We start from the raw sequence: 13,608 nt of genomic DNA, 5'->3' as shown, positions 1-13,608 counted from the left end.
ACCCAGACCCAGGGCACCACGGGCCAGGTCCCGCCCCGCCAGACCGCCCCCACGGGCGGCGCCCCGAGCACCACGGCGGGCCCGACGAGCACGGGTGGCGGCGGTACCAGCACCAGCGGCGCCACCACGGGCGGCAGCACCTCCACCGGCGGAGGCAGCACCTCCACGGGCCAGCCGGGCCTGGTGGGCGGCCTGCTGGGCTGACGGAGCAGGACGACGGAGGGCCCCGTACCACTGGAGGTACGGGGCCCTTCGGGCGTGGGGACCGGGCCGGCCCGGGGACGCGGGCCTGTGTTTCCTGTGCGGCTCCGCCGCGCGGGCTCGACACGCCACGACACGCCCGCGGACGGCACACGACCGTGCCCGCGGAGCTGTCAGCGACCGAGCGCCGCCAGTTCCTTGGCCGCCTCCGTCAGATCCTTGGCGGTGTCGATGGCCCGCCAGTACGCGCCCTGCGGAATGGGAAAGCCGGCGAGCTTCTTCTCCCGGGCCAGCCGGGGAAACGTGGTGCGCTCGTGGTCGCCCCGCTCGGGCAGCAGAGAGGCGAACTCCGGCGAGAAGACGTACACACCGGCATTGATCTCGAAGGTCGACGGCGGCGCCTCGATGAAGTCGGTGATGTGCCCGAACCCGTCGGTCCGCACCGCACCCCAGGGGATCCGCGGACGAGCCAGCGCCAGCGTGGCGACGGCGTCCCGCTCGGTGTGGAAGTCGGCCATGTCCCGCAGGGAGAACCGCGTCCAGATGTCACCGTTCGTGGCGTACCAGGGCCGGTCGGGATGGGGCAGATGCGCCGCGGCGTACCGCAGGCCGCCTCCGCGGCCGAGGGGCTCGCTCTCCACGACGGTGGTGACGGTGACGGGAAGGTCGGCCGAGTCCAGCCACTTCTGGAGGACGTCGGCGAGGTGGCCGCAGGACACCACCACGTCCGTCACACCTTCCTCGGCGAGCCAGGTGAGCTGGTGGCCGATGATCGGAGTGCCCGTCCCGGGGATCTCGACCATCGGCTTGGGCCGGTCGTCGGTGTACGGACGCAGCCGGGAGCCCTGGCCACCGGCCAGGACCACGGCTTGAGTGGGGCGCGACGCGGCGTTCGGATGGGTCATGACCGCACTGTACGTGGCGCCCCACCATGGTGCGCCGACGGCAACGCTCTCGTGCGGAGCCGTTGCCGGATTCCGGCCGGAACTCAGCTGTGCGCGGCCAGCACGCCCGAGGCGAAGGCCGTGTCGCACACCGGGCGGGCGTACGACTGGGCGCGCGAGGCGCCGTAGATGCGCACCGCGGCCTGGCCGAGGGCGCGGGCGATGGAGGAGCAGTGCCGGGCCAGCGCGGGGCGGCCGTTGACGGCCTGCTGGAGGTGGGTGAGGACCACCCCCGGGTTCTTGCTCTGCAGCTCGGTCATCAGCTGGTCGCGGAGCACGTCCTGCGGGGCGCGGGTGACCTTCTTGGCGGGCGCTGCCGCCGAGACGTCGGAGGCGGCCAGCACCGAGCTGGAGGGGCTCCCCGTCCAGTTGACCCGGGTGACCGCGAGGGTCCCGGAGAGCACCAGGACGACGGGCAGGACGAGGGCGAGAGTGCGGCCGATCCGGCGGGCAGGGCCGCCCCGGTGGCCGCGTCGCGTCTGAGGGGTGGTGGAGTGCTTCACGCGTGTGAGGGTAGCGTGCAGTAATGATTTGGAGACATTGAGTCACCCTTATGGGGGATGAGAAGGCGGGGATTTCTGGGTAACGGGTTGACGAAGCACCCACGCGGAAGGGCCCCGCACGCCGAGCGCGCGGGGCCCTTCCGGATGCCTTGGGCGGTCAGTCGGACAGCCGCTCACCGGTGGACGTGGAGAACACGTGGGTCTCGCCCGGCCGCGGGACGACGTGCAGCGTGGAGCCCTTCTCCGGGACCTGCCGGCCGTTGACGCGGACGACCAGGTCCTTGACCTCGCCGCCGACCTCGGCGGTGCCGTACACATAGCCGTCGGCGCCCAGTTCCTCGACGACGTTCACGGAGACGGCGAGGCCGGCCGGGGCGTCGGCGGAGTCCTTGGACAGGGAGGCCGCGACCGCGCCGCCCAGCTCGACCACGTCGAAGTGCTCGGGGCGGACGCCGACGGTGACGGTGCGGTCACCCTTGTCGGCGGCGGCGCTCAGCGCCTCCCGGTTGACCGGGACGACGCTGTTGCCGAACTTCACGCCGCCGTCGGTGATCGGCACCTCGACCAGGTTCATGGCCGGGGAGCCGATGAAGCCGGCGACGAAGAGGTTCGCGGGCTTGTCGTACATGTTCCGCGGCGAGTCGACCTGCTGGAGCAGGCCGTCCTTGAGGACCGCGACCCGGTCGCCCATCGTCATGGCCTCGACCTGGTCGTGGGTGACGTAGACGGTGGTGATGCCGAGGCGGCGCTGGAGGGAGGCGATCTGCGTACGGGTCGAGACGCGGAGCTTGGCGTCCAGGTTGGACAGCGGCTCGTCCATGAGGAAGACCTGCGGCTCGCGGACGATCGCGCGGCCCATGGCGACACGCTGGCGCTGACCTCCGGAGAGCGCCTTCGGCTTGCGGTCCAGGTACTGGGTGAGGTCGAGGATCTTCGCGGCCTCCTCGACCTTCTGCCGGATCTCCGCCTTCGGCACGCCGGCGATCTTGAGCGCGAAGCCCATGTTGTCGGCGACCGTCATGTGCGGGTAGAGGGCGTAGTTCTGGAACACCATGGCGATGTCCCGGTCCTTGGGCGGCAGGTGCGTGACGTCGCGGTCGCCGATGCGGATGGCGCCGCCGTTGACGTCCTCCAGGCCCGCGAGCATCCGCAGGGAGGTGGACTTGCCGCAACCGGACGGGCCGACCAGGACGAGGAACTCGCCGTCCTCGATCGCGATGTCGAGCTGGTCGACGGCGGGCTTGTCGGAACCCGGGTAGATCCGGGTCGCCTTGTCGAACGTGACAGTGGCCATGGTGAATGGGCCCCCTTCTACCGGCAGGAACGTGCCGGACGATCCGTTGTAGGAAGGTGGTTGGCGTAGTCCACCGGAGTGAACTGGATCAGGACGGTACCTGGCGTTCACCGGCTCTGTCAGTAGTTCCGCCCCTGTGAACTTCGCGGAAATTTTCGACGGGACGCCACCCAGACCTGGGTACACTGCACGAGCACCCCCGGTGCGCGCCTCCTTAGCTCAGCTGGTCAGAGCGCCGCTCTTGTAAAGCGAAGGTCGTCGGTTCGAATCCGACAGGGGGCTCGATCAGCCCAGGCGGGACCCGTCCCACCTGGGCTTTCTCATGCCAGCAGGTGGGCGATCTCCAGTTGCTGCGGCTCGGTCGGGCGGTCGTCCTCCACGTCCCACAGGGCGTTCTGGAGCAGCCGGCCGAGGGTCCAGGCGCGGGCCCGCTCCCGGTCCAGGCCGAGGACGTCGGTCAGGGCGTCGAAGCGCCAGCGGACCTCCGCCGGGTCGTAGCGGTTGGCCAGGGCGGGCCACAGCTCGAAGCCAGGGTCGCCGGCCAGCGGCTTGGGGTCGATGGCGAGCCAGTCGGCGCGGTCGGCCGCCAGGACGTTCTCGTCGTGCAGGTCCCAGTGCAGGAGCCGGTCGCCGGGCTCGTGCACGACCTCGCGCAGCGCGGCGGCGCAGTCGGCGACGGTCCGCCGGATCGCGGGGTCGGGGATGCGCTCCAGCGCCCACGGGGTCTGCTCCAGCATGGCCTCGGCGATGTCGCCGAGCCGGCGCAGCCCGGGCGGGGCCGGGAACGACGTCAGGTGGGCCAGCAGCCCGGCGATGACCAGGACCGCCTCGCGGGTGTCGGCGACGTCGGCCAGCATCCGGGACTCGTCCAGCCGCTCCAGCAGCATGGTGCCGGTGGCCGGGTCGTGGTCCAGCAGCCGTACCGCCCCGTCGCCGTCCCACACCCGCAGCGCGACCGGTTCGCCCTCGCTCTCCTCGTCCAGCAGCTGGAGCTTGAGGACGGCGCGCAGGCCGTCGGCGCGGACGACCGGCAGCACCAGGGCGCTGACGCCGTTCATCGACGGCCCGTCGAGCCGGAGCCGCCAGCGGTCCAGGAAGCCGGCCGCGAGGTCCGGCAGCGCGGTGATGAACGCCCTCCCCGCCGCGCCGTTGTACGTCTCCTGTGCCTCCGCCAGTTCATCAGGGATGTCGATCACGCGTCGGACGATACTGGCGTGCGTGAATCGGCTCATGCGAATTGTCGGGGGCCTGAGCCGGGTGTGGGCGTACGTCCGCGGTGCTCCCGGCACCTACGTGTGGCTGGGGGTCCTGTTCGTCACGACCGTGGCGCTGCACCACATGCCGCCGGAGTTCGAGGAGCACTTCCTGCGGCGGCGGTCCACGAACCTCCATGAGCTGTCCCGCGACCCGGTGCGGGCCCTGGTGGCGAGCGCGATGTGGATCGAGAGCGGGCACTGGGTTCCGTACGCCTTCCTGTACACGGTGTTCCACGCGCCGGCCGAGCGGTGGCTGGGCACCGCCCGCTGGCTGGCGGTGTGCGCGCTGGCGCACGTCGTGGCCTCGCTGGTCAGCGAGGGGATGCTGCTGGAGGCGATCCGCCGGGGCAGGGCCCCGTACGCGGCGGTCGACACCCTGGACGTCGGGGTGAGCTACGCGCTGGCCGGGGTGATCGCGGTGCTGGCGTACCGGATCGCGGCGCCGTGGCGGTACGCGTACCTGCTCGCGGTGACGGCCGTCTTCGGGCTGCCGCTGGCCGCCGGGCCGACCTTCACCGACGTCGGTCACTTCCTCGCCGTACTCCTCGGCCTGGCCTGCTATCCGCTGGTCAGGGGCCGCGGAAAAGCATGGAATCCGAAGGAGACACTGGCCGGGCTCAGGGGTTAACGTCCCGGCCATGAGCAGCTCGGCGAGCAGTGTCGTGAACGGTGGCATCTCCTTCTGGTACGCGGACGACGGCCTTCCGGCGGTGCGGGAGCCGCTGCCCGGGGACGCGTCCGCCGACGTCGTGATCGTCGGCGGCGGCTACACGGGCCTGTGGACGGCGTACTACCTGAAGAAGGCCGCCCCCTTCCTCCGCATCACCGTGCTGGAGCAGAAGTTCTGCGGCTACGGCGCCTCGGGCCGCAACGGCGGCTGGCTGTACAACGGGATCGCGGGCCGGGACCGGTACGCCAGGCTGCACGGGCGCGAGGCCGCCGTCCGGTTGCAGAAGGCGATGAACGACACCGTGGCCGAGGTGATCGCGGTCGCCGAGGCCGAGGGCATCGACGCCGACGTGCACCGCGGCGGCGTCCTGGAAGTGGCCACGACCCCGGCCCAGTTGGCGCGGCTGAAGGCGTTCCACGCGCACGAGCTGTCGTACGGCGAGAAGGACCGGGAGCTGTACGGCGCCCGGGAGACCGCCGAGCGGATCCGGATCGCGGACGCGGTCGGCGCCACCTGGACTCCGCACGGGGCCCGGCTGCACCCCGTGAAGCTGGTCAAGGGGCTCGCGGCGACGGTGGAGGCGCTCGGCGTGACCCTCCACGAGTCGACGCCGGTCACGGAGATCCGCCCCCGGCACGCCGTCACCCCCTACGGCACCGTCCGCGCGCCCTACGTGCTGCGCTGCACCGAGGGCTTCACCGCCTCCCTCAAGGGCCAGCGGCGGACCTGGCTGCCGATGAACTCCTCGATGATCGCGACCGAGCCGCTGACCGAGGAGCAGTGGGCGGCGATCGGCTGGGCGGGCCGGGAGACCCTCGGGGACATGGCGCACGCCTACATGTACGCCCAGCGCACGGCGGACGGCCGGATCGCGCTGGGCGGGCGTGGGGTGCCGTACCGCTTCGGCTCGCGCACCGACAACGACGGCCGGACGCAGGCGGCGACCGTGGAGGCCCTGCGGGAGATCCTCACCCGCCTCTTCCCCTCCCTGGCGGGCGTCCGGATCGAGCACGCCTGGTCGGGCGTCCTCGGCGTGCCCCGCGACTGGTGCGCCACGGTCACGCTCGACCGCTCCACCGGTCTGGGCTGGGCCGGCGGCTACGTCGGCTCCGGCGTCGCCACCGCCAACCTGGCCGCCCGCACCCTGCGCGACCTGGTGCAGCGCGACTCCGGCCAGGGCGGCCGGACCGGGCTGACCGAGCTGCCCTGGGTGGACCACAAGGTCCGCAAGTGGGAGCCGGAGCCGTTGCGCTGGCTGGGCGTGCAGGGCATGTACGCCGCCTACCGCACCGCCGACCGGCGCGAACGCCTGCGCCCGGGCACCGGGTCCTCGCGGCTGGCGAAGGCGGCGGACCGGATCGCGGGACGGCACTGAGACCCGGTCGGCGGTCCGGTTACCCTCGCCGCATGATCCGTACCGCGACGCCCGCCGACGTGCCCGTCATCCACACCCTGATCCGTGAACTCGCCGCGTACGAGAAGGCATCCGAGGAGGCGAGGGCCGACGAGGAGCAGCTGCGGGAGGCGCTGTTCGGGGAGCGGCCGGCCGCGTTCGCGCACCTCGCGGTGGACGACGAGAGCGGGGAGCCGGTCGGTTTCGCGCTGTGGTTCCTCAACTTCTCCACCTGGCGCGGGGTGCACGGCATCTACCTGGAGGACCTGTACGTCCGGCCCGAGGCGCGCGGCGGCGGCCACGGGCGGGCGCTGCTGACCGAGTTGGCGCGGATCTGCGTGGAGCGCGGGTACGAGCGCCTGGAGTGGTCGGTGCTGAACTGGAACCGGCCGGCGATCGGCTTCTACGAGTCGCTGGGCGCCCGCCCGCAGGACGAGTGGACGGTGTACCGCCTCACGGACGGGGCGCTGGCGGCGCTGGGTTCGGGCCGCTGACGGTTCTCGCGCCTCGGGGCGGGCGGCGGCCCGTCCGTCCGAGGGGCGCGCGGAACCGCGCGAGCGACCACCGCGCACCCGCACGCGACGGCCGAACCGCGCCGCTCCCTGCCCCGGTCAGGGTTCCAGCACCACCTTGCCGATGGTGCCGCGCCGCTCCAGCGCCCGGTGCGCGGCGGCGGCCTCGGCGAGGGGGAAGCGGGTGACGGCCGGGCGCAGCCGGCCCTCGGCGGCCTCGGCGAGGGCACGCAGTTCCAGGGCGCGCAGACCGCCCGCCTTCTCCAGCATGGCCGGGCCGAGGACGGACTGGGAGACGCCCTCGACGAGGTACGCCCGGCCCTCGCCGATGCCGTCCGCCGACCAGCCGAACACCAGGTGCCGGCCGCCGGGTCCGAGCAGCGCGACGGCCTCCCGGGCGACGGCCCCGCCGACGCCGTCGTAGACGATCGTGGCGGGCCGGCCGGCCAGGTGGGCGCGGACCTCGGCGGGCCAGTCGGGCGCGGTGTAGTCGACGGCCAGGCCGGCGCCGTTCGCCCGCACCCGGGCGGTCTTCTCCGGGCCGCCCGCGAGGCCGATGACGTGCGCCCCGGCGTTCCGGGCGTACTGCACGAGCAGGGTGCCGATGCCGCCGGCCGCGGCCGGTACGACGACCACGTCCTCCGGGCCCGGCTCGGCGAACTGCGTGATGCCCAGCGCCGTACGGCCCGTGCCGATCATGGCGACGGCCGCCGCGAGGTCCAGGTGCTCGGGGACCTCGTGGAGGCGTTCGGCGTCGGTGACGGCGAGTTCGGCGTAGCCGCCGGGCGCGAAGCCCAGGTGGGCCACCACCCGCCGGCCGAGCCACCGTCCGTCCACGCCGTCGCCGAGCGCGTCCACGACCCCGGCGACCTCCCGGCCGGGCACGGTCGGCAGGGCGGGCCGCTCGGGCAGCGGGCCCTGGTGGCCCTCCCGCAGGGCCGCGTCGAGCAGGTGCACCCCGGCCGCGGCGACCGCGATCCGCACCTGGCCGGGGCCCGGGACCGGGTCGGCGACCTCCTCGTAGGTCAGGTTCTCGGCCGGGCCGAACGCGTACAGGCGGATGGCGTGCATGGGACCCCCCAGGGAGACGGCGCTGTATGCCCCCGACTCTCCGACCTCAAGCGTGCTTGAGGTCAAGGGCGGGCCGGCCGAGGATCAGGGAGACCGCCGTCACAGCGCTGTTGAACGACACCTCCGCCAGCACGCCCGGGGCCGCCACCTGGTCGCCCGCCAGATAGACCCCGTCGCCGCGGTCCACGGCGGGCCGGTCCCGCCAGCTGCGGCCCGGCAGGTCCACGGCCCCCGTACGGCCGTCCGCCACCGCCTCCCGACGCCAGGTCACCCGCTCCCGCCACCCCCGGAAACCCAGGTCGAGCAGCTGCTCGGCGCGGGCGACGGCGTCGGCCCGGGACGCGCCGGGCCCCACCGGGAACTGCCCCTGGATCAGCTGCTCCCCGGCGGGCGCGAGGGACGGGTCCTGCGCCGTGAACCGCTCGATCCAGCCCGGCGCGTCCAGGTCGGAGACGGCGAAGGCGTCCCCGCGCCGGGTGCGTACGGCGAGGTCGACGAGGACGGTACGGCCGCTCGGCCAGGTCAGCGAGGAGTCGCGGAGCAGCCGCCCGGCGGCGGGCAGGGCGGTGGCGACGACGACCGGGGTGTCCCGCGGCAGCTCGTCCACCCGCGACCCGGTCTCGATCCGCACGCCCATGTTCCAGGCCCGCGCCGCCATCCGTTCGATGACCGTGCCCCAGCCGCCGCGCGGGTAGTGCGCCTCCGGCGGCAGCTTGGTGGCCCGGCGCAGGCGCTCCTGCACGAAGGCCGCGGACAGGCTGCCCGGGTCGTGGTGGAACAGGGCGACGGCCGCGTAGTTCGCGGCGGCCCGGGCGCCTTCCTCGCCCGCGATGCCGGTCGCCCAGCTCAGGAAGTCCGCGTCGACGGGGGCCGGGCCGACGCGCCGCCGCACCAGCTTGAGCAGGGCGAAGGGCGGGGTGCGGCGCAGCACGCCGTGGTGGCGCAGCCGCAGCCGGGCGGCCTCCAGCGGCGGCAGGGGGGCGAGCGGGCCGATCAGGTCACGCTGCCTGAGCCAGGCCCAGTGCGGGCCGCCGGCGTAGAGGGCGTGCGGGCCCTCGTTGGTCCGGTACGGCCCGTCCGCCGTGCGGGCCCGCCCGCCGAGGGTGCGGTGGGCCTCGTACACGGTGACCCGGGCGCCGGCCTCGGCGGCGGTGAGCGCGGCGGTCAGTCCGGCGAAGCCGCCGCCGATGACGGTGATGCGGTGCATGGGCTCTCCCTGAGGTCGGTTCACCTGCTCCGGGAGTACGACGGTCGGGGCCGGGCCGAATGTGACATCCCGGTGTCCGGCCGGCTCGGGGCGGATTGTCAGTGGCGGGGTGCAGCATGGGCGCATGGCGAGGAGAGAGACGGGCACGGGCGGGGCCGGGGTGAAGGGCGCGCGCCGGCCGGAGGTGCGGCTGCCGCCGCTGGAGCCGTGGCCCGAGGGGGAGTTGGAGCCGGACGGCGACTACGACGGGCTGGAGTTCCGGGAGCGCGACCTGACCGGGCAGGACGGCATGGGCGCCCGGTTCATGGACTGCGCGCTGACGGGCTGCGCGGTGGACGAGACGGCACTGGGCCGGGCCCGGGTGCTGGACTCGGTGCTGACCGGACTGCGCGGGGTGGGGACGCGGTTGGCCGAGGCCACGCTCAGAGACGTCGAGCTGGTCGACGCCCGGCTGGGCGGCACGCAGCTGCACGGCGCCGTGCTGGAACGGGTCGTGATCCGCGGCGGCAAGATCGACTACCTGAACCTCCGCGAGGCCCGCCTCAAGGACGTCGTCTTCGAGTCCTGCGTCCTGGTCGAACCGGACTTCGCGGGGGCGCGCCTGGAGCGGGTGGAGTTCCTCGACTGCGCCCTGAAGGGGGCCGACTTCGGCGGCGCCACCCTGAAGGACGTGGACCTGCGCGGCGCCGCCCCCCTGGAGATCACCCGCGGCCTGGACCGCCTCTCCGGGGCGGTGATCAGCACGGGCCAGCTGCTGGACCTGGCGCCGGTGCTGGCGGCGTCGATGGGGATCCGCGTCCTGTGAACCGCCACCGCCCCACCGGAGCCGGGCAGCGCGTGACCTCGGACCCCGGCCGCCCCGCGGCGACATCCCGGCCCCGCCGCTCACCGGGCTGACGGCGCCGTACGCCTCGCACCGGGAGTACCACGCGCTCAGCGGGGACTTCCCCGCCCCGGACGGCATACGGCCCGAGCGGGTGGCGGCCGAACCGGCCCGACGACGGGGCCCGGCCGGGCGCCGAAGTGCTGCTGGTCCGGGCCGGGGGCCGACTGGTGACGGTCGCGATCACGCCGGTCCACCACCCCGGCCCGGCCGACCCGGATCCATGGACCGGGCTGCTGATGGCCGACGCGTCCGAGCAGCGCAGGGGGTACGGCCGGCGGGTCGCCGCGCCGGTCACCCGCGGCCCGCGCCGTGACCCGGTCGAGGAGGCGGAGCCGGTGTGGCCGCCCGGCCTCGCGCGGAGGTCCGACGAGCGGGAGGCGCGCCGGGTGTGACGTTCCACGCCCCAAGTGCGCTGGACAGGACAGAACGTGAGGATGAATCCCGCGTCCGCATAACGGATTCCGCGGCACGGCATTCGGATACGAACACGTAAAGTCTTGACGAGGGCCTGTCAAACAGGTGGGTTCGGGTGTCACTCTCTCCTCGCCCGCCGCAACTCTGTGCATCCCCTGTGACCCCTCTGTGTCTCCACCCCACGAGACCAGGCCGAAGGAGATCGAGTGAGACAGCAGCCCCACGTCACCGGCGCCTCCCGTACTCCCCGCAGGACCGCCGTGCGTGCCGCCGCCCTGATCGGCTCGGCGGCGATGGTCGCCCTCGCCCTGCAGAACGGAGCCCAGGCCGCCGCCCCCGCACCCCGCCCCTCCGGCGCCCAGGCCGTCGCGCTCAGCGCCCCGGCCCGTGCCGCCGCGCTGAAGTCGGCCCAGGAGAACGCCGGTGCGACGGCCCGCGAACTCGGGCTCGGCGCGCGGGAGAAGCTGGTCGTCCGGGATGTGGTCAAGGACGCGGACGGCACCGTCCACACCCGGTACGAGCGCACGTACGCCGGTCTGCCCGTGCTCGGCGGCGACCTCGTCACCCACGTGGCGGAGAACGGCTCGCTCAAGGGCGTCAGCAAGGCGACCAAGGCCCGGATATCCGTGCCCGGCACGACGGCGGCCGTGTCCCCGGCGAGCGCGCGGAAGACCGCCCTCAAGGCCGCCGGCAGCGCGAAGTCCGCCGCCGCCACCACCCGCAAGGTGATCTGGGCCGCCGGCGGCGCACCCGTCCTCGCCCACGAGTCCGTCGTCAAGGGCCTCCAGCACGACGGCACCCCCAGCGAGCTGCACGTCGTCACGGACGCGCGCACCGGTGAGCAGCTGCACTCCTTCGAGGCCATCGACACCGGCACGGGCACCGGCCGGTACAGCGGCACCGTCCCGCTCGGCACCACCGCCGCAGCCTCCGGCGGCTACGACCTGACCGACGGCGGACGCGGCGGCCACAGGACGTACGACCTGAACGGCGGCACCAGCGGCACCGGCACCCTCTTCCACGACGCCGACGACGTCTGGGGCGACGGCACCGTGAACAACCGCCAGACCGCCGCCGTCGACGCCGCCTACGGCGCCGCCGTCACCTGGGACTTCTACAAGACCGCGTTCCACCGCAACGGCATCGCGGGCGACGGCAAGGCCGCGTACTCCCGCGTCCACTACGGCAACGCCTACGTCAACGCCTTCTGGAGCGACAGCTGCTTCTGCATGACGTACGGCGACGGCATCGCCAATGCCAACCCGCTGACCTCCCTCGACGTCGCCGGCCACGAGATGAGCCACGGCCTGACCGCGGCCACCGCCGGACTGAGGTACAGCCGCGAGTCCGGCGGCCTGAACGAGGCCACCTCCGACATCTTCGGCACCGCCGTCGAGTTCTTCGCGGACAACTCCGCCGACGCCGGTGACTACCTCATCGGCGAGAAGATCGACATCAACGGCGACGGCACCCCGCTGCGCCACATGGACAGGCCCAGCAAGGACGGCGCCTCCGCCGACTACTGGTCGCGCACCGTCGGCCGCCTGGACGTGCACTACTCGTCCGGTGTCGCCAACCACTTCTTCTACCTGCTGTCCGAGGGCAGCGGCGCGAAGACCGTGAACGGGGTGTCCTACAACTCCCCGACCTACGACGGCTCCACGGTCACCGGCATCGGCCGGGACAAGGCGGCGCAGATCTGGTACAAGGCGCTGACCACGTACTTCACCTCGTCCACCGACTACGCGGGCGCCCGCGCCGGCACCCTGCGGGCAGCGGCCGACCTGTACGGTCCGGGCAGCGCGGAGTACAACGCGGTGGCGGCGGCCTGGACGGCCGTGAACGTCAAGTAGCCACGCGGACACGGCAGAACGCCGGCCCGCCCGTCGTCACGGGCGGGCCGGCTTGCCGTCCCCGTACAGCCAGTCCTTCCAGATGCGGCCGAAGTCGTGGTCCGGGGCCTCGCGCTGCACGTACGCGGTGAAGTCCGCGGTGCTCGCGGTGCCGTGGCGGTGGGCGGCGGCCCAGCCCTGGACGATGTCGTAGAAGGTGTCGTCGCCGACCTCCTGCCGGATCTTCTGCAGGACCATCGCGCCCCGGTCGTAGACGGGACGGTCGGAGATGTGCGCCGGGCCGGACGGCTTCGCGGGCGGGAACGCCCAGAGGTCCTCGCCGTCGCTCTCGTACAGGCGGGTGAAGGTCTCCTGGGCGGTGGGCCCGTCGTGGTCCTCCTGGTACAGCCACTCCGCGTACTGCGCGAAGCCCTCGTTCAGCCACATGTCCCGCCAGGTCTCCGGGGTGACCGAGTCGCCGTACCACTGGTGGGCGAGTTCGTGCACCAGGATCGAGGTGGTGAGCTGGTCGGCGGGAAAGACGGGGCGGTTCTGGGTCTCCAGGGCGTAGCCGGCGTCACCCGGGCGGTCGACGATCGCGCCGAACGAGGAGAAGGGGTACGGCCCGAAGTTGGTCTCCGCCCAGTCGAGGATCTCGGGGATCTTCGCGAGCACCTTCGCGCTCGACCCGGCCTCGGCGGGGTCGACGGCGGTGACGACGGGCAGGGCGTGCGGGCCGGTGGTGCGGGCGATGTCGTAACGGCCGACGGCGACGGTGGCGACGTAGCTCGCCATGGGCTCGGCGACGTGCCAGTGGTAGGCGGTACGGCCGCCCTTCGTGGTCTGCTCCGCCAACTGCCCGTTGGAGACGGCCTGGAGACCCTTCGGGACGGTGACCGTGATGTCGTAGGCCGCCTTGTCCGAGGGGTGGTGGTTGCCGGGGAACCAGGCCATGGAGCCGACGGGTTCGCCGAGGGCGAGGGCGCCGTCGTCGGTGGGCAGCCAGCCCTCCTCGGCGCCGTCGGCGTCGGTGAGCGTGCGGGGGGTGCCCGAGTAGCGGACGGTCGTGCGGAACGTCTCGCCCTTGCCGAGGTCGTCGTGCGGGCGCACGGTGAGTTCCTGGCCCGTGCGGTTCCAGCGGGCGTCCGCGCCCTCGACGCGGACCGAGTCGACGTGCAGCCCCGCGAGGTCCAGGTTGAAGGCGGACAGGTCCCGGGTGGCCCGGGCGGTGATGACCGCCGTGCCGGTGAGCCGGCGGGTGGCCGGGGTGTAGTCCAGGGTGAGGGCGTAGTGGTCGACGTCGTAGCCGCCGTTGCCCGCCTTCGGGAAGTACGGGTCCCGCACCCCCGATCCGCCCGGGGTGCCCCGCACACCGCCGTCGCAGGCGGTACCCGTGAGTGCGAGGGCCAGCAGGGCGGCGACGGC

General features: G+C 73.5%; 13 protein-coding genes, 1 tRNA gene and 1 pseudogene. 8 read left to right on the top strand and 7 right to left on the bottom strand.

Features of this window, described 5'->3' with window-relative positions:
* Positions 1–204 (top strand): annotated as a pseudogene (locus tag CCN44_RS08290) (hypothetical protein); the annotation flags it as partial.
* Positions 205–374: 170 nt separating this feature from the next.
* On the opposite strand, the gene CCN44_RS08285 reads toward CCN44_RS08290, so the two are convergent.
* The 3 genes from CCN44_RS08285 to CCN44_RS08275 all read right to left on the bottom strand — a co-directional run bounded on the left by CCN44_RS08285 (position 375) and on the right by CCN44_RS08275 (position 2,942).
* Positions 375–1,106 (bottom strand): nucleotidyltransferase family protein, encoded by a 732-nt coding sequence (locus CCN44_RS08285; RefSeq protein ID WP_059250351.1) that lies wholly within the window; start codon positions 1,104–1,106, stop codon positions 375–377.
* An 83-nt stretch (positions 1,107–1,189) separates the two neighbouring features.
* Entirely contained in the window at positions 1,190–1,648 is a 459-nt protein-coding gene (locus CCN44_RS08280) for a hypothetical protein (RefSeq protein ID WP_059250356.1), read from the bottom strand.
* Between the two features lie 157 nt (positions 1,649–1,805).
* Positions 1,806–2,942 carry an ABC transporter ATP-binding protein gene (locus tag CCN44_RS08275; protein ID WP_059250358.1) on the bottom strand — a complete coding sequence of 379 codons (1,137 nt, stop codon included), beginning with the start codon at positions 2,940–2,942 and terminating at the stop codon, positions 1,806–1,808.
* A 208-nt stretch (positions 2,943–3,150) separates the two neighbouring features.
* Between CCN44_RS08275 and CCN44_RS08270 the strand changes: the two genes are divergently transcribed.
* A tRNA-Thr gene (locus CCN44_RS08270) sits at positions 3,151–3,224 on the top strand.
* A 38-nt stretch (positions 3,225–3,262) separates the two neighbouring features.
* Here CCN44_RS08270 and CCN44_RS08265 read toward each other — a convergent pair.
* Positions 3,263–4,174 (bottom strand): aminoglycoside phosphotransferase family protein, encoded by a 912-nt coding sequence (locus tag CCN44_RS08265; RefSeq protein WP_059250360.1) that lies wholly within the window; start codon positions 4,172–4,174, stop codon positions 3,263–3,265.
* Between CCN44_RS08265 and CCN44_RS08260 the strand changes: the two genes are divergently transcribed.
* The 3 genes from CCN44_RS08260 to CCN44_RS08250 are packed head-to-tail and all read left to right on the top strand — an operon-like array spanning position 4,173 to position 6,755.
* Entirely contained in the window at positions 4,173–4,826 is a 654-nt protein-coding gene (locus CCN44_RS08260; protein WP_189397151.1) for a rhomboid-like protein, read from the top strand. The two genes, CCN44_RS08265 and CCN44_RS08260, sit on opposite strands and share 2 nt — an antisense overlap.
* 10 nt (positions 4,827–4,836) lie before the next feature.
* The gene (locus CCN44_RS08255) at positions 4,837–6,243 is read left to right on the top strand and encodes an NAD(P)/FAD-dependent oxidoreductase (protein WP_202430225.1); all 1,407 of its coding nucleotides are present in this window, start codon (positions 4,837–4,839) and stop codon (positions 6,241–6,243) included.
* Positions 6,244–6,275: 32 nt separating this feature from the next.
* Positions 6,276–6,755: a GNAT family N-acetyltransferase gene (locus CCN44_RS08250; RefSeq protein ID WP_059250362.1), complete on the top strand. Its 480-nt coding sequence runs from the start codon at positions 6,276–6,278 to the stop codon at positions 6,753–6,755.
* 117 nt (positions 6,756–6,872) lie between these two features.
* Here the strand turns inward: CCN44_RS08250 and CCN44_RS08245 are convergent, their stop codons facing one another.
* Entirely contained in the window at positions 6,873–7,844 is a 972-nt protein-coding gene (locus tag CCN44_RS08245) for a zinc-binding dehydrogenase (RefSeq protein ID WP_086697243.1), read from the bottom strand.
* Between the two features lie 46 nt (positions 7,845–7,890).
* Entirely contained in the window at positions 7,891–9,051 is a 1,161-nt protein-coding gene (locus CCN44_RS08240; protein WP_059250366.1) for an FAD-dependent oxidoreductase, read from the bottom strand.
* 124 nt (positions 9,052–9,175) lie between these two features.
* Here CCN44_RS08240 and CCN44_RS08235 point away from each other — a divergent pair, with 124 nt between their 5' ends.
* The 3 genes from CCN44_RS08235 (at position 9,176) to CCN44_RS08225 (ending at position 12,204) form a co-directional block, all read left to right on the top strand.
* Positions 9,176–9,856: a pentapeptide repeat-containing protein gene (locus CCN44_RS08235; RefSeq protein ID WP_208639734.1), complete on the top strand. Its 681-nt coding sequence runs from the start codon at positions 9,176–9,178 to the stop codon at positions 9,854–9,856.
* A 248-nt stretch (positions 9,857–10,104) separates the two neighbouring features.
* A complete protein-coding gene (locus CCN44_RS47605; protein ID WP_202430227.1) occupies positions 10,105–10,329 on the top strand; it encodes a hypothetical protein in 225 nt (74 codons plus the stop codon).
* Positions 10,330–10,644: 315 nt separating this feature from the next.
* Complete coding sequence (locus CCN44_RS08225) at positions 10,645–12,204, top strand: M4 family metallopeptidase (protein WP_086697245.1); 1,560 nt, start codon at positions 10,645–10,647, stop codon at positions 12,202–12,204.
* 36 nt (positions 12,205–12,240) lie between these two features.
* Here CCN44_RS08225 and CCN44_RS08220 read toward each other — a convergent pair.
* Positions 12,241–13,608, bottom strand: a 1,368-nt coding sequence (locus CCN44_RS08220) for a M1 family metallopeptidase (protein ID WP_244203897.1), incomplete at its 5' end; no start/stop codon positions are given.

Origin of the sequence: Streptomyces tricolor, from assembly GCF_002155905.1 — a bacterium.
GTDB lineage: Bacteria > Actinomycetota > Actinomycetes > Streptomycetales > Streptomycetaceae > Streptomyces > Streptomyces tricolor.
Note: the sequence above shows the minus strand (reverse complement) of the source record. Positions and strands in the feature narration are given on the sequence as shown.

Bases quoted from the DNA above. Each gene is read 5' to 3' on its own strand.
- CCN44_RS08235 (WP_208639734.1), top strand. From the start codon at position 9,176: ATGGCGAGGAGAGAGACGGGCACGGGCGGGGCCGGGGTGAAGGGCGCG.
- CCN44_RS08285 (WP_059250351.1), bottom strand. From the start codon at position 1,106: ATGACCCATCCGAACGCCGCGTCGCGCCCCACTCAAGCCGTGGTCCTG.
- CCN44_RS08265 (WP_059250360.1), bottom strand. From the start codon at position 4,174: ATGAGCCGATTCACGCACGCCAGTATCGTCCGACGCGTGATCGACATC.
- CCN44_RS08240 (WP_059250366.1), bottom strand. From the start codon at position 9,051: ATGCACCGCATCACCGTCATCGGCGGCGGCTTCGCCGGACTGACCGCC.
- CCN44_RS08255 (WP_202430225.1), top strand. From the start codon at position 4,837: ATGAGCAGCTCGGCGAGCAGTGTCGTGAACGGTGGCATCTCCTTCTGG.
- CCN44_RS08275 (WP_059250358.1), bottom strand. From the start codon at position 2,942: ATGGCCACTGTCACGTTCGACAAGGCGACCCGGATCTACCCGGGTTCC.
- CCN44_RS08225 (WP_086697245.1), top strand. From the start codon at position 10,645: ATGGTCGCCCTCGCCCTGCAGAACGGAGCCCAGGCCGCCGCCCCCGCA.
- CCN44_RS08260 (WP_189397151.1), top strand. From the start codon at position 4,173: ATGCGAATTGTCGGGGGCCTGAGCCGGGTGTGGGCGTACGTCCGCGGT.
- CCN44_RS08245 (WP_086697243.1), bottom strand. From the start codon at position 7,844: ATGCACGCCATCCGCCTGTACGCGTTCGGCCCGGCCGAGAACCTGACC.
- CCN44_RS08250 (WP_059250362.1), top strand. From the start codon at position 6,276: ATGATCCGTACCGCGACGCCCGCCGACGTGCCCGTCATCCACACCCTG.